Annotated in this window: 25 protein-coding genes and 1 tRNA gene; 12 read left to right on the top strand and 14 right to left on the bottom strand. The window is 76.3% G+C overall.

The features are described from left to right. Positions 1 to 64: 64 nt before the first annotated feature. A complete protein-coding gene (locus tag WAB14_RS13230) occupies positions 65 to 508 on the bottom strand; it encodes a rhodanese-like domain-containing protein (protein WP_340270432.1) in 444 nt (147 codons plus the stop codon). A 77-nt stretch (positions 509 to 585) separates the two neighbouring features. Then, positions 586 to 2829 (bottom strand): EAL domain-containing protein, encoded by a 2244-nt coding sequence (locus tag WAB14_RS13225; RefSeq protein ID WP_340270431.1) that lies wholly within the window; start codon positions 2827 to 2829, stop codon positions 586 to 588. A 448-nt stretch (positions 2830 to 3277) separates the two neighbouring features. Between WAB14_RS13225 and WAB14_RS13220 the strand changes: the two genes are divergently transcribed. Together WAB14_RS13220 and WAB14_RS13215 are read left to right on the top strand one after the other, a co-directional pair. Continuing rightward, positions 3278 to 3353: transfer RNA gene (locus tag WAB14_RS13220), tRNA-Thr, on the top strand. A gap of 39 nt (positions 3354 to 3392) precedes the next feature. Next, a complete protein-coding gene (locus tag WAB14_RS13215) occupies positions 3393 to 3563 on the top strand; it encodes a hypothetical protein (RefSeq protein WP_340270430.1) in 171 nt (56 codons plus the stop codon). 13 nt (positions 3564 to 3576) lie between these two features. Here WAB14_RS13215 and WAB14_RS13210 read toward each other — a convergent pair whose 3' ends face one another. The 4 genes from WAB14_RS13210 to WAB14_RS13195 all read right to left on the bottom strand — a co-directional run bounded on the left by WAB14_RS13210 (position 3577) and on the right by WAB14_RS13195 (position 7743). Next, complete coding sequence (locus WAB14_RS13210; RefSeq protein ID WP_340270428.1) at positions 3577 to 4035, bottom strand: hypothetical protein; 459 nt, start codon at positions 4033 to 4035, stop codon at positions 3577 to 3579. A gap of 121 nt (positions 4036 to 4156) precedes the next feature. Beyond that, the gene (locus WAB14_RS13205) at positions 4157 to 5182 is read right to left on the bottom strand and encodes a M15 family metallopeptidase (RefSeq protein WP_340270427.1); all 1026 of its coding nucleotides are present in this window, start codon (positions 5180 to 5182) and stop codon (positions 4157 to 4159) included. Between the two features lie 2 nt (positions 5183 to 5184). Then, positions 5185 to 5481, bottom strand: coding sequence for a DUF1330 domain-containing protein (locus WAB14_RS13200; RefSeq protein WP_340270426.1), 297 nt, complete (start codon positions 5479 to 5481; stop codon positions 5185 to 5187). A 60-nt stretch (positions 5482 to 5541) separates the two neighbouring features. Next, a complete protein-coding gene (locus tag WAB14_RS13195) occupies positions 5542 to 7743 on the bottom strand; it encodes a putative bifunctional diguanylate cyclase/phosphodiesterase (protein WP_340270425.1) in 2202 nt (733 codons plus the stop codon). 128 nt (positions 7744 to 7871) lie between these two features. On the opposite strand from WAB14_RS13195, the gene WAB14_RS13190 reads away from it, so the two are divergent. The 4 genes from WAB14_RS13190 (at position 7872) to WAB14_RS13175 (ending at position 11546) form a co-directional block, all read left to right on the top strand. Further along, on the top strand, positions 7872 to 8795 hold the full coding sequence (locus WAB14_RS13190) for an NHL repeat-containing protein (protein ID WP_340270424.1): 924 nt from the start codon (positions 7872 to 7874) through the stop codon (positions 8793 to 8795). A 121-nt stretch (positions 8796 to 8916) separates the two neighbouring features. Beyond that, positions 8917 to 9630 carry a hypothetical protein gene (locus tag WAB14_RS13185; RefSeq protein ID WP_340270423.1) on the top strand — a complete coding sequence of 238 codons (714 nt, stop codon included), beginning with the start codon at positions 8917 to 8919 and terminating at the stop codon, positions 9628 to 9630. Between the two features lie 31 nt (positions 9631 to 9661). After that, positions 9662 to 10609 carry an alpha/beta fold hydrolase gene (locus WAB14_RS13180; protein ID WP_340270421.1) on the top strand — a complete coding sequence of 316 codons (948 nt, stop codon included), beginning with the start codon at positions 9662 to 9664 and terminating at the stop codon, positions 10607 to 10609. A 55-nt stretch (positions 10610 to 10664) separates the two neighbouring features. Then, positions 10665 to 11546, top strand: a complete 882-nt coding sequence (locus WAB14_RS13175; protein WP_340270420.1) for an NERD domain-containing protein — start codon at positions 10665 to 10667, stop codon at positions 11544 to 11546. Between the two features lie 81 nt (positions 11547 to 11627). Here WAB14_RS13175 and WAB14_RS13170 read toward each other — a convergent pair whose 3' ends face one another. Continuing rightward, positions 11628 to 11906, bottom strand: a complete 279-nt coding sequence (locus tag WAB14_RS13170; protein WP_340270419.1) for an HU family DNA-binding protein — start codon at positions 11904 to 11906, stop codon at positions 11628 to 11630. Between the two features lie 135 nt (positions 11907 to 12041). Here WAB14_RS13170 and WAB14_RS13165 point away from each other — a divergent pair, with 135 nt between their 5' ends. Then, entirely contained in the window at positions 12042 to 13715 is a 1674-nt protein-coding gene (locus WAB14_RS13165) for a peptide chain release factor 3 (RefSeq protein WP_340270418.1), read from the top strand. Between the two features lie 3 nt (positions 13716 to 13718). On the opposite strand, the gene WAB14_RS13160 is transcribed toward WAB14_RS13165, so the two are convergent. The 4 genes from WAB14_RS13160 to WAB14_RS13145 all read right to left on the bottom strand — a co-directional run bounded on the left by WAB14_RS13160 (position 13719) and on the right by WAB14_RS13145 (position 16469). Beyond that, positions 13719 to 14108 carry a hypothetical protein gene (locus WAB14_RS13160; RefSeq protein WP_340270416.1) on the bottom strand — a complete coding sequence of 130 codons (390 nt, stop codon included), beginning with the start codon at positions 14106 to 14108 and terminating at the stop codon, positions 13719 to 13721. Next, entirely contained in the window at positions 14105 to 14680 is a 576-nt protein-coding gene (locus WAB14_RS13155; RefSeq protein WP_340270414.1) for a signal peptidase I, read from the bottom strand. Before WAB14_RS13155 ends, WAB14_RS13160 begins: the two co-directional genes overlap by 4 nt. Before the next feature lie 85 nt (positions 14681 to 14765). Further along, a complete protein-coding gene (locus WAB14_RS13150; RefSeq protein WP_340270413.1) occupies positions 14766 to 15146 on the bottom strand; it encodes a hypothetical protein in 381 nt (126 codons plus the stop codon). Between the two features lie 180 nt (positions 15147 to 15326). After that, positions 15327 to 16469: a methyl-accepting chemotaxis protein gene (locus WAB14_RS13145; RefSeq protein ID WP_340270411.1), complete on the bottom strand. Its 1143-nt coding sequence runs from the start codon at positions 16467 to 16469 to the stop codon at positions 15327 to 15329. Positions 16470 to 16759: 290 nt separating this feature from the next. On the opposite strand from WAB14_RS13145, the gene WAB14_RS13140 reads away from it, so the two are divergent. From WAB14_RS13140 to WAB14_RS13130, 3 genes are read left to right on the top strand one after another with little or no spacing between them, the layout of a single operon-like run. Next, a complete protein-coding gene (locus WAB14_RS13140) occupies positions 16760 to 17410 on the top strand; it encodes a hypothetical protein (protein WP_340270410.1) in 651 nt (216 codons plus the stop codon). 57 nt (positions 17411 to 17467) lie between these two features. Beyond that, positions 17468 to 18547, top strand: coding sequence for an aldose epimerase family protein (locus WAB14_RS13135; protein ID WP_340270409.1), 1080 nt, complete (start codon positions 17468 to 17470; stop codon positions 18545 to 18547). After that, positions 18544 to 19404, top strand: coding sequence for a serine hydrolase (locus WAB14_RS13130; RefSeq protein ID WP_340270408.1), 861 nt, complete (start codon positions 18544 to 18546; stop codon positions 19402 to 19404). Before WAB14_RS13135 ends, WAB14_RS13130 begins: the two co-directional genes overlap by 4 nt. Here the strand turns inward: WAB14_RS13130 and WAB14_RS13125 are convergent. Beyond that, a complete protein-coding gene (locus tag WAB14_RS13125; protein WP_340270407.1) occupies positions 19361 to 20149 on the bottom strand; it encodes a N(G),N(G)-dimethylarginine dimethylaminohydrolase in 789 nt (262 codons plus the stop codon). The two genes, WAB14_RS13130 and WAB14_RS13125, sit on opposite strands and share 44 nt — an antisense overlap. Next, positions 20086 to 20421 carry a hypothetical protein gene (locus WAB14_RS13120; protein ID WP_340270406.1) on the bottom strand — a complete coding sequence of 112 codons (336 nt, stop codon included), beginning with the start codon at positions 20419 to 20421 and terminating at the stop codon, positions 20086 to 20088. The genes WAB14_RS13125 and WAB14_RS13120 overlap by 64 nt, the downstream gene beginning before the upstream one ends. A 211-nt stretch (positions 20422 to 20632) precedes the next feature. Between WAB14_RS13120 and WAB14_RS13115 the strand changes: the two genes are divergently transcribed. Next, positions 20633 to 22156: a sensor histidine kinase gene (locus tag WAB14_RS13115; RefSeq protein WP_340270405.1), complete on the top strand. Its 1524-nt coding sequence runs from the start codon at positions 20633 to 20635 to the stop codon at positions 22154 to 22156. Next, complete coding sequence (locus WAB14_RS13110) at positions 22153 to 22899, top strand: LuxR C-terminal-related transcriptional regulator (RefSeq protein ID WP_340270403.1); 747 nt, start codon at positions 22153 to 22155, stop codon at positions 22897 to 22899. The genes WAB14_RS13115 and WAB14_RS13110 overlap by 4 nt, the downstream gene beginning before the upstream one ends. Here the strand turns inward: WAB14_RS13110 and paaZ are convergent. Then, on the bottom strand, positions 22871 to 24898 hold the full coding sequence (gene paaZ, locus WAB14_RS13105) for a phenylacetic acid degradation bifunctional protein PaaZ (protein ID WP_340270401.1): 2028 nt from the start codon (positions 24896 to 24898) through the stop codon (positions 22871 to 22873). The two genes, WAB14_RS13110 and paaZ, sit on opposite strands and share 29 nt — an antisense overlap. Positions 24899 to 24909 lie beyond the last annotated feature (11 nt).

Below are 24909 nucleotides of genomic sequence, written 5' to 3'. Positions count from 1 at the left end.
GGAGGCCTCGCCTGTCAGCCAGGCTCACCGAACACCAGCGGTACAACCTCCCTGGGCATCACAGCTAGCCCGGGGGCGCGACCCCGGTGAGGGGGTCGACCGCGCGTCGGGTGCGGCCGCCGGCGGTCTCGACGGCGAGCCCCTCCCGGGCCCAGTACTCGTAGCCGCCGATCATCTCGCGCACGTCGCGGTAGCCGGCTCGGGCGAGGACGAGGGCCGCCTTGGTGCTGCCGTTGCAGCCGGGTCCCCAGCAGTAGACGACGACGGACGGGTCCTCGGCGGCCGGCGGGAGCTCGCCGAGCCGGTCGGCGAGCTCCGCGCCCGGCACGTGGCGGGCGCCCGGCACGTGCCCCTGCTCCCACGCCGGCCGGCTGCGGACGTCGAGCAGCACGAGCGGCCGCCCCGCGGCGCGGTCGGCCGCGACGTCCGCGGGGTCGGTCTCGAACGCGAGCCTCGCGGTGAACCACGCCTCGGCGGAGACGGGCGGGACGTCCTGCGGTTCGCTCATGCGGGCAGCGTCGCGGGGCGCGGCCGGACGGTCCAGCGTCGTGGGTGCCGGTCGGCGACGAGTTCCTGCCACGCGGCTCAGGGCACTCGGGACAGGGCGAGCACGTCGTCCGGGGCCACGACGTCCCCGGCGAGCGGGCCCGCGACGCCGTCCACCCCGAGTGCGGCGAGCGCCTCCGCGTGCGCGGCGTCGGCGACCCCGTCGGCGAGGACCTCCGTGCCGAGGTCGTGCCCGAGCACGACGAGGGCCGTGACGGCGGCGGCGACGGCCCCGTCGCGTCCCGCGTCTCGGACGACGGACGGGTCGAGGGTGAGGCTCGACAGCGGCACCGCGCGCAGGTCCTCGACGCCGGCGCGTCCGGCGCCGAGCCCGACGAGGCCGACCCGCACACCGAGCCGGTGGAGCCCGGCGAACGCACGCCGGCAGCGCCTCGGCTCCTCGGCGAGGGCGCTCTCCTCGCACTCGACGACGAGGCAGCCCGGCGGCAGGCCGACGGCCGCGAGCGCGTCCGCGACGGTGCGGGGCAGGCGCGCGTCGAGCAGCTCGACCGCGGTGAGGCGTACCGCGACGGTCACCGGCGGCGCCTCGCCGGCCCACGCCGCCGCGTCGCCGAGCGCACGGCGGACGACGTGGGTCGTGTGCTCCCGCACCAGGCCCGTCCGCTCGACCATCTCGAGCAGCTCCCGGGGCGGGATGTCGCCGAGCCGCGGGTGGTCCCAGTGCGGCACGGCCGTGACGCGGCGGACGGAACCGTCGCGCGCGTCGAGCACGGGCGCGTAGCGGCAGCGGACGCCGGAGTCCGCGAACGAGCGCCGGAAGTCCTCGATGACCCGGAGGTGCTCCGGTGTGGCGGTGTCGACCGACGCCTCGTACAGGCACACCTGGGCTCCGCGCCGCTTCGCCCGGTACATCGCGACGTCCGCCGCGCGCAGCAGTCCCGACGGGTCCCCCGCGTGCGCCGGCGCGTGGGCCGCGCCGACGCTCGTGCTCACCTCGAGACTGATGTGACCGAGGTCGACCGGCGGGTCGAGGAGCGCGGCGACGGAGCGGGCGCGGCGCAGCAGCGCCTCGCCGGTGGTGCCGGGCAGGAGGACCGCGAACTCGTCGCCGCCGAGCCGGGCGACGAGCTCGCCGCCGGAGACGTGCTCGGAGAGCCGCCGGGCGACCTCGCGCAGCAGCGCGTCGCCCGAGGGGTGCCCGAGCGCGTCGTTCACCTCCTTGAAGCGGTCGAGGTCGAGCATGAGGAGCCCGACCCTGTCGTCCGGGCCCTCGAGCGCTGCGCGGAGCGCCTGGTCGAGCCGCCGCCGGTTCGCGAGGCCGGTCAGCTCGTCGGTCAGCGCCTGGACCCGCGTGACGGCGAGCTGCCGGACCTCCTCGACGGTGAGCGTGATCCGGAGCAACGCGGCCGCGACGGTGCCCGCGGCGAGGACGAGCGCGAGCAGGCTGAGGCGCTGGAAGTGCTCGAGGACGAGCAGGGTGAGGGCGGCCCCCGCGAAGGCCAGCGGGAGGACGAGCGTCAGCAGCCCGCCGGGGGCGGCGTGCCGGGCGTCGCGCGGCCGCACCCACCCCGCCGCGGCCTGCAGCCCGAGCGCCGCGAGCCATACCGCGTCCAGGGGCCCGCCGTCCTCGTAGCCGTCGGTCGCGGTGAGCAGCGCGTAGACGGTGTCGGCGGCGGCGAACAGGAGCCCGCCGAGCACGAGGGCCCACCACTGCAACCCCACGCGCCAGCCCATCACGGCCAGGGCCGCGCCCGCGGTCCCGAGCAGGACGAGGGCACCGACGGGGTACGCGAGCGACACGGCCGTCTCGACCGGTGCGCCGCCGGCCGCGGCCCCGAGGATCGTGTCGAACGACACCGCCGCGGTGGCCGCGGCCGCGCCCAGCCCCACGACGAGCCCGTCGAAGGCGGTGCTGCGGCTGACTCCCCGCGCCCGGGTCCGCAGCAGCGCGACGAGGAAGGCCACCGTCAGGAGGTAGTACGACAGCCACAGCCCGTCCGCGGCGCTGGGGTACGGCTCCGGGTCGAGCGTCACGACCCAGAAGCTGTAGAGCACGTCGCCCGCGGCGTACACGGCGAGGGCGAGGGCGTTGAGCGACCACAGGACCCTGCCGCGGGGCACGAGCAGCGGCCGCAGCAGGGCCAGCGCCGCTGCGGCGAGGGCCACGCCGGAGTACAGCCACGTGTCGAGCAGGTCGCTGCGCTGCTCCCTGGTGACGAGCACCGTGGAGACGACGAAGGCCGTGAGACCCGCGCCCCAGAGCACGGCGGCCGCGAGGACGAGGGCGCGGCCCCGCGGCGGGACCACGAGGGCGGAGGTCACGGGGGTCTCCTCGACGGGCGCAGGGGCAGGGGGACCGGCGGGCCGGTCGGGGAGCTCGGTGGGACAGGGGAACGGTGCTGGGCGGGGCGACACCCTGTCAACGGGTGTATCGGGTGGGTCGCACGTCGCCTCCTGGGATGCGGTCCGCGCGCGGCGCGGGGAGCTCGAGGGGAGACGGCGATGTCCGGACGTGCGGTGGTGGCGATGCGGTTGGTGCCCGGGGACTCGTGGTGGGACCGGCCACCGCGCAGGCGACCGGGACGCGCGGTGGGCGAGATCGTGCGTCGGGTGGTCGCCCGGTTCGTGCGTGCGGTGAGGCGGACGACCGGCACGCGACGGCCCGTCGTGATCGTCCTCCCGGAGACCGCGGTGCTGCCGGTCCCCCGGCCGGGCGAGGGCACCGTGGCGGAGCCACTACACTCGACCGCGGTCGCGCCCCGGCGCGCCCGCCGCCTTAGCTCAGTCGGTAGAGCGACGCACTCGTAATGCGTAGGTCAAGAGTTCGATTCTCTTAGGCGGCTCCACGGTCCGCGTCTACCCTCGGTGACGAGGAGGGTGATCGCGTGGCGAAGGACGTACGGTGCCTCGTCGGCTGGCACTCGTGGGAGCGCAAGGTCGCACCGGGCACGTCGGGCAACGGCACGTACTTCGTGTGCCGGCGCTGCCGCAAGGAGCGCACGCTGTCGCGCAGCGAGGGCGTCTGGGGTGTAGGCGTCGACGACACCCGTCGCTGAGGCTCGTCGCCTCTCAGCGCGAGTGCGCCTCCTGCGGCGTCACCGTCGTCACCGGCACGTGGTGCTTGCGGTGGACGCGCGACGGGAGGTCGGCGCGCAGCCAGCGGGACACCCCGGTCGGCAGGGTCGAGACGATGACCTCGTCGAACCGTCGGGAGGCCATGACCTGGTCCACGGCGGCCATCGGGTCCTCGTCGCCCACCTCGCCCCGCACCTCGCAGCCGAGGTCGCGGATCATCCCGAGGCCCTGCGCGAGCCGACGTCTCGCGGTCTCGTACCCCTCTCGGCCGGAGTCCGGGCGCTGCTGTCCGCTGGACAGGAGACCCTCCCGGAAGGTCACGTCGTCCTTGGGTCGGGTCATCGGCACGACGACGAAGACGTCGGCGGGCTCGTCCGCGAGACGTTCCTGCAGCGCCGTCAGCAGCGGCTGAGCAGCGAGGGTCTGGTTGGCGACGACGAGGATGTGGCGCATGACGTGCTCCTCACGGTGAGGCGGCCGGCGTCCCTCGTCGGTCGCGGCGGTACCTCCTGCCTCACGCAGGCGTGCCCGGATCGTCCTCCTCGTCCCGACTCGCGGTCAACGGCCGGACTCCTCAGCCACCGCTCGCGGAGAAGTGCTGCCAGTCCTTGAGGGAGCGGTAGTCCCCGCCCCACGTCCACCCCGCGGCGCGGAAGGCCGCGACGGCCGCCGAGTCCTCGTCGAGCATTCCGGGCAGCTCGCGGGAGCGGTCGGTGTACGCGGTCGCGAGCTCGGGGATGACAACCCGGTCGTCCCCGTCGCCGCGCTCGTACGGGTTGTGGAACGGGTTGACGTCGACGGCCCGGCCGAACGCGTGCTCCGACCACGACCCGCCGCCGGTCACGGGGCGGCACACGAACGCCGAGGTCGTGTTGCCGTCACCGGTGGGCGGCGCGTCGAGCTCGTCGGCTCGCACGATGCGCACCTGCTCGAGCGGGAAGCGCTCGGCGTGCATCGCGGCGAACGCCGAGACGACGGCGTCGGCGGCGTCGGCGTGGACGAGCAGCTCCCCGGTGTGGGTGCGGGCGTCGAAGCCCCAGAACACGACCCGCACCCAGCGGAGCTCGTCGGCCGTGACGGGGCAGGCGGGCTCCCACGTCGAGCGGGCGAGGACCTCCGCCGGGACCAGGTCGACGGCGGAACGGAACCGGTCGTCCGGCGGGGGCGGCAGCAGGTCGACGGTCTCGATGCGCCGGTCGAGGAGCTCGGGGGGCGTGTCCTGGGGTGCGACGGGGCCGCTGCCCGCGGGACCGAGCGGGCGGGTGCCGAGCCAGGGCGGGGCCGGTGTGGCGGCGGAGGTCGGGCCGGCCGTCGGGCTGGGCGTGCCGGTGGGCGTCCTGGTAGGAGCGGGCGTGAGCGTGGTCGTGGTCTCCGGCTCGGACGTGGGGGCGGGCCCGCTCGGGTCGACGGGCGGCGGCGACGTGGCCGGCCCGGACGTCGGCCCACCGGCGGTCGTGGCGGGGGCGGACGCGCCGGCAGGGGGCCCCGGCACCGGGCCGGAGGGCCCCGCAGCGGGCGGCAGCCCGGCCCCGCCGCAGGCCGACAGCAGCGAGAGCGCCAGCGCGAGGACCGGCGCGAGGGCCGCCGCGCGCGGAGGCACCGTCAGGTCGCCACTGCCGGCACGATCCGGATGTCCCGGACCGCACCGTCACCGAGCGCCGCGAGCGCCTCCCGGTACGCGGCGCTCTCGTACGCCGCGACCGCGGCCTCGACGCTGTCGAAGGCGATGACCGCGGTCCGTTCGAGGGACCCGGCCTCGAACGCGGCGGCGGCCGTGCCGCGGGCGACGAAGCGCCCGCCCGCGGCGTCGATCGCCGGTCCGGCGAGCGCGACGTACGCCGCGAGCCTCTCGGGGTCGCGGACCTCGCGGACGACGTTGATCCAGTACGCACCGGGCACGGGTCCAGGGTGCCGCACGCGGGCCACGCCGTGCGCCCGGAGCGTGAGGCGCGCCCGGCGTCAGGCGGTGACGTGACGCCGGCGCGGGTGGGGGACGAGGGCGGTGAGCGCGCGCGCCGCCGCGGGCGTCATCGGACGGCCCAGGTGGTAGCCCTGGGCGAGACGGCAGCCGAGCTGCAGCAGGGCGGGCACCTGCTCGGCCCGCTCCACGCCCTCGGCCACGACCCTGAGGTCGAGGGCCTGCGCGATGAGGACGACCAGCCCGGCGACCGTCGTCCGGTCGGTCGGGGCCGGCACGTCCTGCAGGAACGACTTGTCGATCTTGAGGATGTCGATCGGCAGGTGCTGCAGGTACCCGAGCGACGAGTACCCGGTGCCGAAGTCGTCGACCGCGATGCGGACGCCGAGGTCCCGCAGCCGGTGGAGCAGGTGGGCGGTGGAGCGGGTGTCGTCGACGAGGACGGACTCGGTGACCTCGAGGACGAGCCGGTCCGCGGCGAGCCCCGTGCGGCGCAGGACGTCCCGGACGGTGTCGACGAGGTCGGGGTCGCGCAGCTGCACGGCCGACACGTTGACGCTCACGGACAGCCCGAGCCACGACGGCCACGACGCCGCGTGCCGGCACGCCTCGAGGAGCACCCACGCGCCGAGCGCCCGGATGAGCCCCGTCTCCTCCGCGAGGGGCACGAAGGTGAGCGGCGGGATGGTCCCCTTGGTGGGGTGGTGCCAGCGCAGGAGCGCCTCGAACCCGTGCAGTCGCCCCGTCCGGAGGTTCACGACGGGCTGGAGCTCGACGGCCGTCTCGCCCCGCTCGAGGGCGGAGGCGAGGTCGCTCTGCAGCTCGAGCCGGGCGAGGGCGTGGGCGTGCAGGGTGGGGTCGAAGAGCCGGCAGCGGTCCTTGCCGGCGCGCTTGGCCTCGTACATCGCCGCGTCGGCGTCGCGCATGAGGTCCGACGCCGCCGAGTCCGACCCGCCGCCGGCGTGGAGTGCCACGCCGACGCTGCAGCTGACCTGGCGCGACCGACCGTGGAGCCCGAAGGGCTGCCGCAACGAGTCGCCCACCTGCTCGGCGACGGCGACCGCCTCCGCAGCGTCGTCGACGCGGGGCAGGAGGACGGCGAACTCGTCACCGGCGAAGCGCGACACGAGCGCCTCGTCCGGGCACGTGTCGCGGAGCCGCTGCGCGGCGACCCGGAGCACGTGGTCGCCGGCGTCGTGGCCGAGGCTGTCGTTGATGGACTTGAAGTCGTCGAGGTCGAGGAACAGCAGCGCCACCGCACCCTCGCGACCCGGCACGTCCAGCGCCGCCTGCAGCTCCTCCGTGAGCCGCGTCCGGTTCGCGAGCCCCGTGAGGGAGTCGCCGTAGGCCAGGGCCTGCAGGTGGTCCTGCATCTGCCGGCGCTCGGTGACGTCGCGGACGAAGGCGTTGAAGCGACGGGACCGCCCGGTCCTCGTCTCCCACAGCACGACCTCGACGGGGAACTCCTCGCCGTCGGCGCGCAGCCCGGTCGTCTCCACCCGCCAGCCGCTGCGGAGCGCTGGGCCCCCGCGACGGCGTTGGACGGCCGTCGTGTGGGCGTCGCGGTGGGCCTCGGGCACGATCAGGAGGCTGAGGTCGAGCCCGACCGCCTCGTCCCTCGTCCGACCGAACATCTGCTCGGCGCGCAGGTTCCAGTCCACGACCCGGCCGTCCTCGTCGATGGCGACGAAGGCGTCCTGCGCGGTCTCAAGCACCGCTCGCAGGGCGGTCTCGCTCTGCCGGAGGGCCTCCTGCGACTCCCGCAGGGCCGTGACGTCGCTGAGGACCCCGAACCACACCGTCGAGCCGGCCGTCCCGGACGTCGCGCGGGCCGTCACCTCGTCCCGGATCCACCGGTACCTGCCGGCGGTGTCGAGCAGCCGGTACTCCGCGACGTGCTGGCAGCCGGTGTCGGCGGCACGGGCGGCCTCCTCGGCCAGCACCCGGTCGCGGTCGTCGGGGTGGAGGAGGCGGGTCCACGCGGCCGGGTCCGCGAGCCACGCGGCGGGGTCGTGACCGAGCACGTCGCGGAGGCGGGGGCTGATGTAGTGCCAGTCGCCCTCCTCGCCGGGGGCCGCGATGTACGCGACGCCCGGCATCGCCTCGACGAGGACCCGGAAGTGCGAGGCGGGGCCCGCAGGGTCGACGTCGCCGGCGAGGTAGCGCGCGAGCAGGTCGTCGCCGACGAGGGGCGCGCCCGTGGGGGCGTCCCTGTCCTCGTGTGCGCCGGCCGTCGTGTCCACGCCCACCTCCTCCTCCTCCGTCTATCGGCCGTGGTCGAGCGGGCCTGAGGAAGCGCCTGCGCGGTGGCAGCGGCGGGTCGTCCGGGTGAGGATCGACCGGACCCCGTCCCGCCGACACCGGAGGAACCGTGCGCCCCACCCTCGTCCTCGCGACCGCCCTCGCCGCCGCCGTGGCGGCGGCCGGAGCTGCGGCACCCGCCACCGCGTCCCCGGGGGCGTTCCCCGACACCATCGCCCTGCCCGACGGTTTCCAGCCGGAGGGCATCGAGGCGGGCCGCGGCACGACGCTGTACGTCGGGTCCCTCGCCGACGGGGCGGTGTGGAGCGGTGACGCCCGCACGGGCGAGGGCAGCCTGCTCGTCCAGGGCGAGCCCGGCCGGGTCGCGGTCGGCGTGGAGTACGACGAGCGCACGGACCGGCTGTGGGTCGCGGGTGGCGCCACCGGCGAGGTCCGGGTGTACGACGCCGGCACCGGTGCTCTGCTCGCCGTGTACGCACCCGGCGGCACCGGCTTCCTCAACGACGTCGCCGTCACCCGGGACGCCGTCTACGTCACCGACTCCGCCGTCCAGCAGCTCGTCGTGGTGCCCACCCCGGACGGCGACCTCGGGGGCCAGGCGTCGGTGCTGCCGCTGAGCGGGGACCTGCAGTACGTCGCCGGCTTCAACGCCAACGGCGTGGTGGCGGACCCGTCGGGTCGCAGCCTGCTCGTCGTGCAGAGCGCCACGGGGCTCCTGTTCCGAGTCGACCCGGCGACCGGGTCCACGCAGACGGTCGACCTCGGCGGGGCGACGCTCGTCAACGGCGACGGTCTCTTCCTCCAGGGGCGGACGCTGTGGGCGGTGCGCAACCAGGACGAGGTCGTGACGGAGATCCGGCTCGACGGCGACCTCGACGCCGGCCGGGTGGTCGACGAGCTGACGAGTATCGCCTTCGACGTCCCGACGACCGTGACGTTCGCCGCGGGCCGCCTGTGGGCCGTCAACGCGCGGTTCGGCACGGTGCCGACCCCGACGACGACCTACGACGTCGTGCAGGTGCCGCGCACCTGACACCTGACAGCCCGCGGCGGGAGGCCGGGAGGGTCACCCGTTCGCCGCGTAACGGGACCACCACCCCCGTCGATGCTCTGCGTGACCGGGCCGTCACGGCCCCCGAGCGCAGGAGTGACCCATGGCGATCCGCCGCATCCTCTCGACCAACGCCGCCCTCGCGGCCGCCGGCGTGCTCGTGCTCACCGGCACGCTCGTCGCCTCCGCCCAGCTCGCCGACCCGCTCGTGGAGGAGCCCGACGCGACCGCGACGGCGACAGCGGTCCCGAGCGGCGAGCCGTCGGTGCTGCCGAGCGAGGAGCCGTCGGTCCTCCCGAGCGGCGAGCCGAGCGAGGAGCCGTCGGTCCTCCCGAGCGGCGAGCCGAGCGAGGAGCCGTCGGTGCTGCCGAGCGGGGAGCCGTCCGCGGTGCCGAGCGTCGAGGACGAGGAGTCCGAGGAGTCCGAGGAGTCCGAGGAGGCAGGTCCCGACGCGACCGGTCCGGCAGCGTTCGGGCTCTGCACGGCGTGGGGCAACGGCGGCCTCGGTCAGGGCGAGGCACGGGTTGCGCTCGAGACCGCGGCGGGCGGCGAGGACGGTGTGGCGGCGTACTGCGAGGAGGTCGTCGCCACGAAGCGTGCGGCGCAGGGTCCCGCGGACAAGCCGTCGCAGAAGCCGGCTGAGCCTGCGAAGACCGGCACACCCGCCGAGGCCGACAAGCCCGCGAAGGCCGACAAGCCCGCGAAGGCCGACAAGCCCGCGAAGGCCGACAAGCCCGCTAAGGCCTCGACGCCCGCCAAGGCCGCGAAGCCGGCCAAGGCGGAGACCCCCGGGAAGGGCGGCCGCCCCACCGGCTGACACCACCGACGTCGCCCGCCACGATGGCCTCGTGGCGGGCGACGACGTGAGCGGGACCGGACGGCCGACGGAGCACGAGCGGGTGGTCGACGCCGACGGTGTGCGGCTCGTCGTCACCGAGGCGGGCCCGTCGGACGGGCCCGCCGTCCTCCTGCTCCACGGCTTCCCGGACTCACGGCGCTCCTGGCGGCACCTCGTCCCGGCCCTCGCGGGGGCGGGCTACCGCGTCCTGGCCCCGGACCTGCGCGGGTACGGCGACAGCGACGCGCCGGCCGACGTCGACGCCTACCGGCTGTCCCGGCTGCGGGCCGACGTCGTCGCCGTCCTCGACGACCGCGGCGTCCGGCAGGCCGCCGTCGTCGGTCACGACTGGGGGTCGGTCCTCGGCTGGTCCTTCGCGGCCGCCCACCCCGACCGGACCGCGGCGCTCGTCGCCGTCAGCGTCGGCCACCCCCGCGCCCGCGCCGCCGGGGGACCGGCCCAGCTGGTGCGGGGGCTCTACGTGTGGCTCTTCCTCGTCCCCGGGCTCGCGGAGCGCCTTCTCCCCCGACGGAGCTGGTGGGCCCTGCGCCGCGGCGGGTGGGACGGCGCCCACCCGGGCGACGACCCGGACCTGCAGCGACAGCTCGCCGACCTGTCCCGGCCGGGCCGCCTCACCGCCGCGCTCGCCTGGTACCGCGCCAACATCCGCCTGCCGTGGCGGCTCCCGCGGGGCGCGACGACGGGGCCACGCCCCGACGCGGCGGTCACGGGCCGGCCCGCGCGCCGCCACGAGGTGACGTGCCCGGTGATGGGCGTGTGGTCGACGCGGGACCCGGCCCTCGTCGAGCGGCAGATGACGGCCAGCCGTCGTCACGTCGCCGGGACCTGGCGGTACGAGAAGCTCGTCGGGGTCGACCACTGGGTCCCGTCCCACGCGCCCAGGTCCCTCGCGCGGCTGGTCCTCGACTTCCTCCGCAGCGAGCGCTACGTGCCCTGAGCCCGGCAGGCGGCCGAGGCTCAACTGCCGGCGGCGACGTGCCGATCCACCGCGCATGGCAGCGACCACGACGGTGCGCCGGCGCGACCGGCTCTACGTGAGCAGGGCCGGGCGACCCGTCGGCTGGTACGACCTCGTCACCGGTGCGGGCGAGAGCGCCCCGGGCGCGGAGTCCGTGGTGCGGGCCGCGGTCGACGACTGGGTGCGACGCACGAGCCCGCTGCGACGGCGCCCGCTGCCGACCACCGGTCGCCTCCACGTCGTCGGCCCCCGTCAGGTCCCCGACGCCGAGCGCGTGCCGTCGCTCGCCGCCACCGCGGCCGGGGCGCCCGCCGCCCGTCGCGCCCGCGCCCTGCTCGACCTCGCCCCGACGTCGCGGCGCAGGCGCCCGCCGCAGGACGCGCTCCCGTGGCTGCAGGCCGCGCACGGGCAGCGCCTCGTCGGGCTCCGGCTCGCGACCCTCGGCACGGGCTGGCACGTGTGGCACGGGGTCCCCCTCGAGGGCGGCTCGCTCGTCGACCACCTCGTCGTCGGCCCGGCCGGCGTCGTCGCCGTCACCACCCGCTGCCACCCCGGCACCCGGGCCTGGCTCGACGCCGACCGGCTGCGGGTCGGCGGTCAGCCGAAGACGTACGTGCGCGACGCCCGCCGTCGCGCCGACGCGGTCGAGCGGGTCGTCGAGCAGGCCGTCGCCGGTGCGGTCGGCGACGCCTCCGCCGGGACGGCGCGCCGGCCCCCGGTGCAGGCCGTCCTCGTGCTCGCCGGGAGCCGTGGCGTCGAGGTCCGTCACCCGGCGCCCGGGACGGTCGTCCTCGCCGAGCCCGACCTGCTGCCGTGGCTGCAGGAGCGCCCCGCCGTCCTCGCGGCCAGCGCCGTCTCGCGGCTGGCGCTCGCCCTCGACGACGCCCGCCGGTGGGACGTCCCCGCGGCGGTCTGAGCCCAACGGGTCCAGCACAACGGTCGAGCACGACGGGCCGCGGACGTCGTGCGTCCGCGGCCCGTCGAGGGGTGCGTGGGCTCAGCCGGCGGCGGCGGCCTTCAGCTTGCTGCCCGCGGTGACCTTCGCGGTCTTCGACGCGGGGATCTGGATGGTCTCGCCGGTGGCGGGGTTGCGCCCCTCGCGGGCGGCGCGGGAGCCCTGCTCGAAGGTGAGGAAGCCGGGCAGGGTCAGCTTCTCGTCGCCCTTGGCGACGACGTCGAAGACGACGTCCTGGAAGGCGGCGAGCACCTTGTCGGCGTCCGCCTGGGTGACGCCGCTCTTGTCGGCGACGGCGCTGATGAGGTCCTTGCGGTTCATGTGTCCTCCATGTCGGGCCGCCCGTCGGGGCGGCGTCGGTGGCGTGTCCGTCGGCCACCGTAGGGCTTCCGGGCCGCCGAGCGGGCCATCGCGCGCCGTCCCGACGGGGATTTCGGCCCCGTACCCTCGGTGCTGATGGCCACGACGACCCCCATGACGACCCCGGCGAGCACCGGGACGACCGACGGGACGGTTCCCGCCGCGGACCCGGACGACACCGCCCCGCGCGAGGCGGCGTCGCGGCGCCGCACCTTCGCCGTCATCTCCCACCCCGACGCCGGCAAGTCGACGTTGACCGAGGCCCTCGCGCTCCACGGCGGCGCGATCGGCCAGGCCGGCATCGTCCAGGGCAAGGGCGGTCGCCGGGGCGTCGTGTCGGACTGGCTGGAGATGGAGAAGGCCCGCGGCATCTCCATCACCTCCGCGGCCCTGCAGTTCACCTACCGCGACCGCGTCGTCAACCTGCTCGACACCCCGGGACACGCCGACTTCTCCGAGGACACCTACCGCGTGCTCACGGCCGTCGACTCCGCCGTCATGCTCGTCGACGCCGCCAAGGGCATGGAGCGGCAGACGGTCAAGCTGTTCGAGGTGTGCCGCCTGCGTGGACTGCCCATCGTCACCGTCGTCAACAAGTGGGACCGGCCCGGCCGCGAGGCCCTCGAGCTGCTCGACGAGTTCGCCGAGGTCACGGGCATGACACCTACCCCGGTGCTGTGGCCGGTCGGGATCGGCGGCGACTTCCGCGGCCTCCTCGACCTGCGCCCCGGCACGGCCCCCGACGCGGCGTACATCGCCTTCGACGAGGGCAGCGGCGGCGCCACGAGGACGACGTGGACGCCGCTGTCGCTGGAGGAGGGCCTGGCCCGCGACGGTGAGGTCCTCACCACCGCCCAGGAGGAGGTCGAGCTCGTCCTCGACAGCAACGGCCCCCACGACGAGGCGTCGTTCCGGGCCGGGCGCACCACGCCCGTCATGTTCGCCGCGGCGGTGCTCAACCGCGGCGTCGAGCAGCTCCTCGACCTCCTCGTCGACACCGCGCCGCCCCCGGCGGACCGGCCCGCCCAGGACGGCGGCGTCCGGTCGGTGGGGGACGCCTTCAGCGGCCAGGTGTTCAAGGTCCAGGCGGGCATGGACGCCGCCCACCGCGACCACGTCGCGTTCATCCGCGTGAGCAGCGGCCGCTTCCAGCGCGGCGAGACCGTGCTCAACGCCCGGACGGGCAAGCCGGTGGGGACGAAGTACGCGCACCGCGTCTTCGGCGGGTCCCGCACCGGCGTCGAGGACGCGTGGCCCGGCGACGTCGTCGCGATCGTCAACGCGACCGGGGTCCGCGTCGGCGACACGCTCTACGCCGGCCGCAAGGTCGCCTACCCGCCGATCCCGACGTTCGCGCCCGAGCACTTCGCCGTCTGCCGGGCGAAGGACCTCGGCCGGTACAAGCAGTTCCAGCGCGGGATCACCGAGCTCCACCACGAGGGCGTGGTGCAGACGCTGCGCTCGGACCTCCGCGGTGAGCCCGCGCCGGTCCTCGCGGCCGTCGGGCCCATGCAGTTCGACGTGGTCCAGCACCGCATGGCGGGGGAGTTCGGCTGCGAGGTGCTGCTCGAGCCGCTGCCGTACTCGATCGCCCGGCGCACGACCGCCGAGCACGCCCCGCTGCTCGACGCCGTCCCCGGGGTCGAGGTGCTCCGCAGCCTCGACGGAGACGTCTTCGCGCTGTTCCCGGACCGCTGGCGGCTGCAGCGCATCGAGCGGGAGAACCCGGACGTCGTCCTCGACGCGCTGGCGGCCGACTCGCTCGCGTAGGCGTCAGGGCGTCGCCGGGGCCACCGTCGGCTCGGCGGACGGCTCCGCGGTCGGCTCGGGCGCGTGGGGCGGGGCCGGTGCGGTGACAGCCGCGCCACGAGGCCGGTCGCTCGGGCGGCCCGGCGGCTGCGGCGGGGCGTCGGTGGGGCGTGGCGGGCCGACGGGTGGCCGGTCGCACGGCGGACCGACCGCGACGTCCGGGAGCGTCGACCGCTGCCCCGGCCCGCAGTCGGGCTCGGCGGGGTCGGGCGGGACCGTGGCGGGGCCGTCGGCCCGGAAGACCTGGACGACACCACCGTCGACGTCGAGACCTGCGGCGTTCCCGGGCACGACGCCGAGGAGCAGCCCGGCGCCGACGGCACCGGCGAGGGCGCCGGCGACCAGCGACCTCACGGCGCGTCCCGCCGGGCGGGGCGGGGCCGGGCCGGGCCGGTGAGGACGAGGAACGCGACGAGCGCCGCGACGAGGGCGGCGGCGTTGACGGGGCGGGCGACGAGCTCGACGACGTCCCCCGCGCCGGGGCTGTGGAGGACGAGCTCGCCGACGACGTCGTCGGTCGTGAGCGGCCAGGGGTCGACCCACGCGTTGTTGTCGCCGCGCAGCACGAGGTCGTCGCCGGTGCGCTCGATGATGCGGTGGATGACGACGGGGCCGCGCCCGTCCTCCTGCGGCACCCGGAAGGCGACGACGTCGCCGACGTCCGGCTCGCCCTTCCACGGCGCGCGGGCGTGGACGACGGCGAGGTCGCCGGTGTGCATGCCGGGCTCCATGCTCCGCCCCGACACGAGGACGAGGGTGAGCGGGCCGCCGAGCGTGACGGGCCGCAGCAGGACGAACCAGCCGGCGGCCAGCACGAGGACGAGGAGCCACGCGACGAGGCGACGTCGGCTCGCCCGGCGCCGCTGCCGGCCGCCGGGACCGGCGACGTGCCGTCCGAGCGGGGCGGGCGCGAGCACGGTGGCCATGCGGACCTCCTGGCTGGACGGCGGGACGGACGGCGGCGGCCGGTGACCCGCTCCGGGGGTGGGGCGGGTCACCGGCCGGGGCGTGTCAGTTGACGATGGCGACGGTGAGGGACTCGATGTCCGCCAGCGGCACGTTCGTGCCGTACCGGGCGACGACGTCGCCGGAGCCGATGCCGATGACGGTCGACTGGGCGACCTGCTCGCCGGCCGCGTCGAAGGCGGTGACGACGAGGTTGTTGCCAGCGCACGCCTCCGAGACGCCGCTCACGCGGGTGCCGATGGAGAAGGGGACCGCGGGGTCGAGCTCGGAGATCTGCTTGAGCGTGACCGGCGAGTCCTGGCACGCGAGGGTGCTGTCGCTGCCGGCCTGGACCTGCCCACCGTCGACGCCGAGGGCGGCGGCGGAGCCGAGGACGACGGTGCCCGCGACGCCGGCGGCGGCGAGGGCGATGAGGTAGCGCTTCATGGGATGGGCCTCCTGCGGGCGCCGGTGGCGCCTCGGTCAGGTCGCCGGGCGGGTCCCGGCGACGCGTGACCACACTCGCCGCGGCACCCGGCCTCCCACATCGTCAGAATCGACGAAACGTGGCGACGGCCGCCCCGGGGTGCCCCGGGGCGGCCGTGTCGGGGGGCCTGACGCGGCGCGTCAGGACTTGAGGATGATCTCGTGGAGCGTCGCGGCCTCGGCGGTGACCTCGGCGGCGGCCTGCGGGATCAGCTCGGACTGCTCGACCGTCTCGCGGGCGCCGGAGGCGATGTGGGCGATGGCCTGCGCGATCTCCGACGTCACGGCGGACTGCTGCTCGATCGCCGCGGCGACGGTGTCCTGCGACTCGTTGATCTGGTCGACGAGGCCGGAGATCCGGGCGAGCGTCGTCACGGCGGCCTGGGCGGCGCGCTGGATGGCGTCGATGCGGGACTCGATGTCGCTGATGGAGGACGAGGTCGTGCCCGCGAGCTGCTTGACCTCCTCGGCGACGACGGCGAACCCGCGGCCGGCCTCGCCGGCGCGCGCGGCCTCGATGGTCGCGTTGAGGGCGAGGAGCTTCGTCTGGTCCGCGACGGTCGTGATGAGGCGGAGGAAGTCGCCGATCTCCTGGCTCGAGCGCTGGAGGTCCTCCATGCGCTGCACGCCCTCTCCGGTCGCCGCCATGGTCTCGCGCACCTGGGCGCTGACGTGGACCGACGACTGCGAGATCGAGCCGACGGCGGCGCGCATCTCCTCCGTGGCGGCCGCGGCGCTGTCGGCCTGCCCGCTCGTCTCGGCCGCGACCTCCAGCAGGCGCGCGGACACGGTGCCGATGCGGTCGGTGGCGCCGCGGACGTCGTCGAACGCGGTGGTCGCAGCCTCGTTGCGGCTCGACACGTCGTCCCACAGGACGACGTAGCCCAGCTTCGTGCCCTGCTCGTCGGAGATCGAGTTGATGCTGGTCCGCAGGGTCTTGCCGCCGAAGCTGAAGACCGCCTCGCGGGGAAGCTGCGTCGGGTCGGCGAGGATCCGGTCGATGCGGGCCGGGTCCTTGTGGAAGCGGTGGATCGAGCCGCCGAGCAGCTGCTCGAGGTTCATCCCGAAGGCCTGCCGGACCGCGCCCGCGAGCTCCTGCACCGTGCTGCGCGCGCGCCGGTTCATGTAGACGAGCGTGAGGCTCAGGTCGGCGATGAAGCAGTTGCCCGCGAGGCTGTCGAGCGTCGCCCGCAGCGGGTTGCCGGCGTCGGCCAGCGCGGTGTTGATGTCGGCCTGCGTGGTCGACGGCCGGAAGCCGTTCTGGAGCAGCTGCGCGAAGGACATGGGCTCTGCCTCGTCACTCGAAGGAGGGGCGCGGGGTGCGCCACCCCTCGGATCGGCACGTCCGGCGGCGGGCTGAGAGGCAGGTTCGGAACCGACCGCCGACGACCCCGGATACCGCGCCGCTACCGCGTCAGGGGTTGCTCCCGGGTTGGTCAGGCCCCGGTTCTCCACCCGTTCGGCGCAACGGCCGGGGAGGGGGAGTGAGCACGTCGCGTCAGGGGTACCTCGTGCCCGCGGCAGGTGCGTCGCGGGCGCCCGGGCCCGTCGCCGCCGCCCGGACTGGAGGAGACATGGACACCACGACGGTCGTTCTCGTCGTTCTCGTCGTGCTCGCCCTGGTGGCGGTCGGCGTCGTCGCGGCGACGGCGCGGCGCCGCTCCGAGCGGCACCGCAGCGAGGAGCTGAGGGACAGGTTCGGCCCCGAGTACGACCGCAGCGTCGAGGCCGCCGACGACCGCGACGGCCGCAGGGAGGCCGAGCGGGAGCTGCGTCGGGCCGCCGAGCGGCGCGACGCGCTCGAGATCCGCCCCGTTCCCGCCGCGTCCCGCACACGGTACGTCGAGCGCTGGGGCGAGGTGCAGACGTCGTTCGTCGAGACCCCGGTCGAGGCCGTCGAGGCGGCGCGGACCCTCGTCGTCGACGTCATGGCGGAGCGCGGCTACCCGACCGAGGACACCGACGAGCGCGCCCGCATGCTCGCGGCCGACCACGGCGAGGTCGTCGAGCACCACCGCGCGGCGGAGGGGCACCGCGATCGCTACCGGTCCGGTGCCGGGACCACCGAGGACCTGAGGCAGGCGTTCGTCCACTACCACCGGCTCTTCGACGTGCTCCTCGACGACGGGCGCGCAGGCGGGCGCGGGACCGACGGCGACGACACACCGCGCACGGTCGACGTCCGGGAGCCGCACGGGGCGACGGCCCTCGACGAGACCCGCTGATCCCTCCCCGGGTGGGCCGGCTTGCCCGCCGCCTGCTCCTCCGCTAGCAACGCCCCCATGACGGTCGACGGCACGGGGACGCGGGTGGACGAGCGACCGTTCGGTCGCACCGACGACGGCACGGCCGTGTCGGCGTTCGACCTCGTCCGCGAGACCGACACGGGAGAGGTCCGGGCGACCGTCCTGTCATACGGCGGGCGGCTGCAGTCGCTCGTCGCCCCCGACCGCGACGGGCGACCAGGGGAGATCACCCTCGGCTACGACGACCTCGCCGGGTACCTCGCCGACACCGCGTTCCTCGGGGCGACGGTCGGGCGGTTCGCGAACCGCATCGCGGACGCCCGGTTCGCGCTCGACGGGACCGTCCACGAGCTGCCGGCCAACGACGGCTCGTCGTCGCTGCACGGCGGACCGGACGGCTTCCACGCCCGCGTGTGGGTCGCCGAGCCGGTGCCCGACGGGGTCGCGCTGCGCCTCCACAGCCCGGACGGCGACGCCGGGTACCCCGGTGCGCTCGAGGTCGTCCTCACCGTCCGGCTCGACGCCACGGGGCTGTGGTGGGAGTACCGGGCCGTCGCCGACGCGCCGACCGTCGTCAACCTCACCAACCACGCCTACTGGAACCTCGCGGGTTCCGGGACGGTGGCCGACCACCTCCTCGAGGTCGCCGCCGGGACCTTCCTGCCGGTGGACGAGCGCGGCATCCCCCTCGACGGGCCGGCCCCGGTCGAGGGCAGCCCGCTCGACCTGCGTCGCCCGGTGCGGGTGGGCGACGTCGTCGCCGCCGAGCACCCGCAGCTGCGGGCCGTCGGTGGGGGCGTCGACCACTGCTACGTCGTCGACGGCCGGGCACCCGGGCCGGGCGGCCTCCCGCTGGTCGCGCGCCTGGCCGATCCCGGGTCCGGGCGCACACTGACCCTCGCGAGCGACGAACCCGGCGTCCAGGTGTACACGGGCGTCACGCTCGACGGGACGCTGGTCGGTCGCGGCGGGCGGACGCTGCACCGTGGCGCCGGCCTGTGCCTGGAGACCCAGCACTGGCCGGACTCCCCGAACCGGCGGGAGTTCCCTTCGACCGTCCTGCGCCCCGGCGACGTCCTCACGACCCGGACCGTCGTCGCCCTCGGCGTCGGGTGAGCGCCGACGAGCTCGCTCGCTCCGTCCGCCCCTGGCCCGCCGCCACCACCCGGGGGTGGTCGTACAGCGTCCGGACGGTCGAGGGTCGCGAGGTCGCCGCCCACCGGGCGGACGAGGTCCGCTCCACCGCGAGCGTCGGCAAGCTCCTCCTGCTGCTCGCGCTCGCCCGCGCCGTCGACGAGGGCACCCTCTCCGCCGACGAGCCCGTCACGGTCGACGCGGTGCCGCCGGTGGCGGACTCCGGGCTCCTCCAGCACCTCCGGGTGCCCGTCCTGTCGGTCGGCGACCTCGCCGTCCTCATCGCCGCGGTGAGCGACAACCTCGCGACCAACCTCCTCCTCGCCGTCGTGGGCGCGGACCGGGTGGACGCCGAGCGTGCGCGGCTCGGGCTGCACCGGACCCGGCTCCTCGACCGGGTGAGGGACGTCCGCGGCCCCGCCGACCCGCCGCGCCTCTCGGAGGGCACGGCCGCGGAGCTCTCCGCCCTCCTCGCCGGTCTCGCCCGCGACGAGCCGTCCCGTGCGGTCGCGTCGACGGTCCGCGGCTGGCTCGCCCTCGGCGCCGACCTCTCGATGGTCGGCTCCGGACTCGGTCTCGACCCCCTCGCGCACGTCGAGGGCGAGGGCGGGGTCCAGCTGCTGAGCAAGACGGGCCGCGACGTCGACGTCCGCGCCGACGTGGGGCTGCTGGGCGCGGACGGGCGGTGGTTCGCCTACGCCGCCCTCGCGACCGGCCCGGCGGTGTCGGCCGACGGCGGCGTGACCGCGATGCGGGACCTGCGCGACCTCGGGCTCGGGCTGCGCGACGCGCTCCTCAGGGGCGCGCCGGCACGTCGAGGAGCACCGACAGGCACGTGACGCCGCACTCGGCCTTCTCCAGCTCGTCGATCGCCACGGCGTGCACCTCGAACCCGCGGGCGCGCACGAGCGCCGCGGTGGCCGGTGCCGCGGCCGACACCACCACCCGCTGCCCGCTGAGCAGGAGGTCGGCCCCCGCGGGTTCCGGGGCCTCGACGACCTCGAGCCCGGCGGCCTCGAACGGGGCGGTGTCGAGCCACGAGGTGACCGCGACGACCGTCCCGTCGGGCAGGGCCGTCGCGCCGCTCTTGAGGTGGAGGCAGCCCGTCACCTCCACCGGGACGACACTGCGCCCGAGCGGGTGGACGGCGGCCTCGAGGGCCGCGACACCGGCGGCGTCGGTGCGACCGCCGAGGCCCACGAACACCGTCGGGCCGACCTGCAGGACGTCGCCCCCGTCGATCGTCGCCGGCGCCGGGACGTCGGCGGTCCGCACCCCGAGCGCGTGGAGGGTGTCGCGCACGGACGCCACCTCCCCGCGCCGGCTGGCCGCACCGGGCCGGGTGCACACCGCGAGGTCGTCGACGACGACGACCGCGTCCTCGACGAAGGTCCCGTCGGGGTGCTCCGGTGCGGGCGCCACCTCGACGACCTCGTGACCGAGGGCGCGGAGCAGGTCGACGTAGCCCGCGTGCTGGGCGGCGGCGCGCCCGGCGTCGATCGGGACCCGGTCGAGGTGCGTCAGCTCGGCGTCGGCGAGCCGGGGCGAGACGGCCCGGACGAGGGCGTGGGAGGGGTGCGCCATCCGCGCAGCATGCCCCACAGCCGCACGAGGAGGACCGCGACGACCCCGACGACGAGTCCGTTCGCCAGGGCGCCCAGCGTCATGTTGACGGCGCCGGGCCAGTCCGCCATGGCGGCGTTCAGCGGGAGCAGCAGGACGAGACCGGGGGTGAGGAACGGGAACACCAGCTCGGCGGGCTGCCACACGAGGGCGAGCAGCGCGGCGGGCAGCACGACGACGGCGCCGACGACGAAGCCGACGGCGAGCACCCGGGAGGTCCGCGGCCCTGCCATGCCCATGGGACGCAGCCGGCCCCGTCCGGGTTCCCTGCCGTCGAGGGTCGTCCGAACGGGTGAGGGCGCCGAGGGTCGTTCGGTCCGGCCCTGCCCGACTCCCTGGTGGGGGTCCGGGCCCCTGCCTAGGTTCTCCGCCGTGGGGACGAGGGGTAGGTCAGGGGCGGCGTCGTACACGGGGCCGGACCGGCGTCGCCGGACCACCGAACCGGTGCCGCCGCGGCACACGGCGTCGGTCGTCGCCGGCGTGGTCGTCGTCCTGGCGGGTGCCCTCGCCGCGGCGGCCGGGGGCGGGCACTGGCCGGTGGCGGTCGTGCTCGTGCTCGTCGAGGCGGCGCGGGGGGTCGTGGGCCTCGGCCTGCTCGTGTCGGGGGTGGTGGTCCTCGTGCGGTCGGGTCGCACCGACCGCGCACCGACCGGGCTCGTCGGAGCGGGTCTCGTGGGCGCCGCGGCGGCGACGCCCCTGCTCCCGCCGGGCGGCGGCGACCCGGGGGCCCTGGCCCGGCACGACGTCGGCCTCGTCGTCCACGTCGTCGGGTTCCTCGTGCTGGCCGCACCGGTGCGGGCGGCCTGTCGTGCCGCGCAGGTCGACGCGCGCGTGCGCCCGCTGCGCCTCACCCTCGGCGTGGCGGGCGCCGCGGTCGCGGTACAGGTCGCCGCACTCGTGTGGGGTCTCGCGCTGCCCGGCGCGGCGGTCCCGGCCGGGTACGCGGTCGCCACCCACCTCCTCCTCGCGACGGGCGGGGCCTGCGTGGCCGTACGCCTCGGGCGGGCCACGACGCTCGACGGGGACCTCAACGTCGCCGTCCGGCTGCTCCTCGTCGTCGGGTCCCTGCGCTGCGTCCTCCTCGCAGGCGTGGCTGCACTCGGCTGGCCCCTCGGCGGGCTGCTGCTCGTCGTGGCGGTCGGGAGCGACCTCGTCGCGACCATGGCGCTGTGCCTCGTGACGGTCCGTGGGCTGCTGGCCGTCCTCCGCGCCGACGCGGCGCGGGAGCGGCTCGTGCTCGACGAGCTGGTCGAGCACCAGCGACGCGACGCCGCCGACCGCGCCCGCCTCCACGACGCGCGCGCGACGCTCGCCGGCGTGCGCTGCGCGCAGGACGTCCTCCACGGCGCGGTCCGCGGCCGACCCCTGCGGCGGGAGGAGCACGGTGAGCTCGCCCGGTCGGTGCGCGCCGAGCTCGAGCGCCTCGAGCGGCTCCTCGCGCCGGCCGCCCCCGCCCACGCGGGCCACCGGCAGGCGGGTGAGGACCGCCGCACCTGCGTCGACGACGTCGTCCGCCCCGTCGTCGTCACCATGCGGGAGCGGCTGGCGACCGTGCGGTGGGCGCCGAGCGGGTGCGTCGTCGGGATCCACCCCGACGACCTCGCGACGGTCGTGTCGACGCTCCTCGACAACGCCCTCGTCCACGCGCCCGGCGCCGCCGTCGAGGTGGTCGTCGAGGACGTCGACGCCGGGACCGTGCGCGTGGTCGTCCGCGACGACGGGCCCGGCGTGTCCCCCTCCCTCCGGGGCCGGCTCTTCGCCCCCGGGGCCCGCGGGGACGCCTCCCGCGGCGAGGGCATCGGCCTCGCGCACGCCCGCCGGCTGGCCCGGTCGGCGGGAGGCGAGCTGCGGCTCGCGTCGCCCCGCGACCGGCAGGGCGCCACGTTCGTGCTCGACCTGCCGCGCGCCGGCGGCCGGCGGGACGGGCGCCGGGCCGGCACGGCCCGGGCTGGTGGCCCGTGGGGGTGAGCGTCCCGGGCGACCCCGACGCGGCCCGCGGGGTCGTCGTCGTGGAGGACCACCGCCTGCTCGCCCAGGCCGTCGCCATGAGCCTGGCCGCGCAGGAGGTGCCGTGCGAGGTCCTCGACCTCGCGGGCGCCGCCGACCTCGACGCGCTCCGCCGGGACCTCGAGGCGCGCCCGCCTGCCGTGCTGTGGCTCGACCTCGATCTCGCCGGCCTGGGCGACGGCGGCCGGCTCGTGGCGCCGCTGACCGCGGCCGGGTGGGTCGTCGTCGTCGTCACGGGCGAGCCCGACGAGGCCCGGTGGGGGCGCGCGCTGCTCGCCGGCGCCCGGGGCGTGCTGCCGAAGAGCACCCCCCTGCCGGTCATGCTGTCCGCCCTCGAGGCGGCACGCTCGGGCGGCGACGTCACCACCGCCGGCGAGCGGGACCGGCTCGTCGCGCTGGCGTTGCGGGCGGCCGCGGAGGAGGAGGCGCGGCTGGCGCCGCTGCGTGCACTGTCCCCGCGCGAGGCCGAGGTCCTCCGCCTCCTCGGGGAGGGCGTGCCCGCCGCCGGGATCGCCGACCGCGCCGTCGTGTCGGAGACGACCGTCCGCGCGCAGATCCGCGCGGTGCTCCGCAAGCTCGGGGTGTCCTCGCAGCTGCAGGCGGTCGCCGTGGCCCGTCGCGCGGGCTGGACCGGCCCGGTGCCGGTCCCCGCCGTCGAGCGCCGGCGCGGCCGCGTCAGCGGGGCTGCTTCGTCACCATCGTGAGCAGCGTGTAGGTCGCGCACAGCTCGTCGCGGTCGTTCGTCACCTGTGCGTCCCAGCGGACCTCGCCGTAGTCGGTGTGCTCGCGCGGGTTGAGCGCCTTGCACGTCAGCGCCACCCGGATGCGGTCCCCCACCCGCACGGGTTCGGTGAAGCGGAGGTTCTCCAGGCCCGTGTTGGCGAGCACGGGGCCGGGCGCGGGGTCGACGAACAGCCCGGCCGCGCGCGACAGCACCCAGTACCCGTGCGCCACGATCCCGCCGAAGATGGGGTTCGCGGCCGCGGCGTCGGGATCGGTGTGGGCGTAGAACGTGTCGCCGGTCATGACGGCGAACGAGTCGATGTCCTCGGCGGTGACGTCGTGCCAGTCGGACACGAACGCGTCGCCGACGGCGAGCTCGGCCATCGACTTCCGGAACGGGTGCGGGCCGTCGGTGCGGCGCCGCGACCCGGCGACCCACTGCCCGGTGACGGCGGTCAGCATGTCGGGGCTGCCCTGGACGGCGGTGCGCTGCATGTGGTGGAACACCCCGCGCACCCCGCCGAGCTCCTCCCCGCCGCCGGCGCGGCCGGGCCCGCCGTGGACGAGGTGCGGGAGCGGGCTGCCGTGACCGGTCGACTCGGCGGCGTCGTCGCGGTCGAGGACGAGGACCCGGCCGTGGTGGGCGGCGGCGCCGAGCACGACGTCGCGGACGAAGCGCTCGTCGTGGCTCACGACGCTCGCGACGAGGGAGCCGCGCCCCAGCGCGAGGAGGTCGACGACCTCGTCGGTGCGGTCGTACGCCATGAGCGAGGCGACCGGCCCGAACGGCTCCACCTCGTGCGCGGCGGACGAGCGGGCGTCGTGGGCGCGGAGCAGGACCGGCGCCATGAACGCGCCCCGCTCGAGTCCGGCGACCGCGACGTCGTCGAGGGACCCGCTGACGACGCTCGCGTCGGCGGCGATGCGACGGGTCGCCGCGCGCACGGCGTCGCGCTGCTCGAGGTCGACGAGCGCCCCCACCCGGGTGGCGGGGTCGCGTGGGTCGCCGACGGTCGCCGTCGCCAGGCGCGCGGCGAGCGCGCCCTCGACGTCGGCCAGGAGCGACGACGGCACGAACGCCCGCCGCACGGCGGTGCACTTCTGCCCGGCCTTCACCGTCATCTCCCGGGCGACCTCCGTGACGAAGAGGTCGAACTCCGGCGTGCCCGGTGTGGCGTCCGGGCCGAGGACGGCGGCGTTGAGGGAGTCCGCCTCGGCGGTGAACCGCACGCCGCGCTGCACGACCGCCGGGTGGGCACGCAGCACGGCGGCGGTCTCCGCCGACCCGGTGAACCCGAGCAGGTCCTGGGCGTCGAGCGCGTCGAGGAGCCCGTCGGGGGCGCCGACGAGCAGCTGCAGCGCGCCCTCCGGCAGGATCCCGGTCGCGAGCGCGAGGCGGACCGTCCGCTCGGTGACGTACGACGTCTGCTCCGCGGGCTTCACGATGCTCGGCACGCCGGCGACGAGCGCCGGCGCGAGCTTCTCCAGCGCCCCCCAGACCGGGAAGTTGTACGCGTTGACCTGCACGGCGACGCCGCGGAGCGGGGTCCACACGTGCTGGGCGAGGAACGTGCCGCCGCGGCTCACCCGCTCGACGGGCCCGTCGACCGCAACGACGTCGTTCGGCAGGGTCCGCCGCGCGACCGACGACATCCCGAGCATCGTGACGATGCCGCCGTCGACGTCGACGGCGGTGTCCCGGGCCGTGGCGCCGGTCGCGTACGACAGCTCGTAGAGCTCGTCGAGGTGCTCCTTGAGGGCGAGGGCGAGCTCCTTCACGAGCATGGCGCGCTCGTGGAACGTCATCGCCCGCAGCGCGGGCCCGCCGACTTCGCGGGCGTGCCGGACGGCGTCCGCGGCCGCGACGGGCCGTGTGGAGATGCGGGCGACCTCCGCACCGGTGGCGGCGTCGAGCAGGGGTGCGCCCTCGTCGTCCGGGGTGCGCCACGCTCCGGCGACGTAGCTCTCGAGCAGTGCCACGGGTCTCCTCC

This window comes from Aquipuribacter nitratireducens, from assembly GCF_037860835.1.
In the GTDB taxonomy this organism is placed as follows: Bacteria; Actinomycetota; Actinomycetes; order Actinomycetales; family JBBAYJ01; genus Aquipuribacter; species Aquipuribacter nitratireducens.
This window is presented reverse-complemented; position numbering and strand designations above follow the sequence as displayed.

Bases quoted from the DNA above. Each gene is read 5' to 3' on its own strand.
- WAB14_RS13165 (WP_340270418.1), top strand. From the start codon at position 12,042: ATGGCCACGACGACCCCCATGACGACCCCGGCGAGCACCGGGACGACC.
- WAB14_RS13175 (WP_340270420.1), top strand. From the start codon at position 10,665: ATGGCAGCGACCACGACGGTGCGCCGGCGCGACCGGCTCTACGTGAGC.
- WAB14_RS13155 (WP_340270414.1), bottom strand. From the start codon at position 14,680: ATGGCCACCGTGCTCGCGCCCGCCCCGCTCGGACGGCACGTCGCCGGT.
- WAB14_RS13120 (WP_340270406.1), bottom strand. From the start codon at position 20,421: ATGGCAGGGCCGCGGACCTCCCGGGTGCTCGCCGTCGGCTTCGTCGTC.
- WAB14_RS13210 (WP_340270428.1), bottom strand. From the start codon at position 4,035: ATGCGCCACATCCTCGTCGTCGCCAACCAGACCCTCGCTGCTCAGCCG.
- WAB14_RS13170 (WP_340270419.1), bottom strand. From the start codon at position 11,906: ATGAACCGCAAGGACCTCATCAGCGCCGTCGCCGACAAGAGCGGCGTC.
- WAB14_RS13230 (WP_340270432.1), bottom strand. From the start codon at position 508: ATGAGCGAACCGCAGGACGTCCCGCCCGTCTCCGCCGAGGCGTGGTTC.
- WAB14_RS13145 (WP_340270411.1), bottom strand. From the start codon at position 16,469: ATGTCCTTCGCGCAGCTGCTCCAGAACGGCTTCCGGCCGTCGACCACG.
- WAB14_RS13185 (WP_340270423.1), top strand. From the start codon at position 8,917: ATGGCGATCCGCCGCATCCTCTCGACCAACGCCGCCCTCGCGGCCGCC.
- WAB14_RS13135 (WP_340270409.1), top strand. From the start codon at position 17,468: ATGACGGTCGACGGCACGGGGACGCGGGTGGACGAGCGACCGTTCGGT.
- WAB14_RS13125 (WP_340270407.1), bottom strand. From the start codon at position 20,149: ATGGCGCACCCCTCCCACGCCCTCGTCCGGGCCGTCTCGCCCCGGCTC.
- WAB14_RS13140 (WP_340270410.1), top strand. From the start codon at position 16,760: ATGGACACCACGACGGTCGTTCTCGTCGTTCTCGTCGTGCTCGCCCTG.
- WAB14_RS13150 (WP_340270413.1), bottom strand. From the start codon at position 15,146: ATGAAGCGCTACCTCATCGCCCTCGCCGCCGCCGGCGTCGCGGGCACC.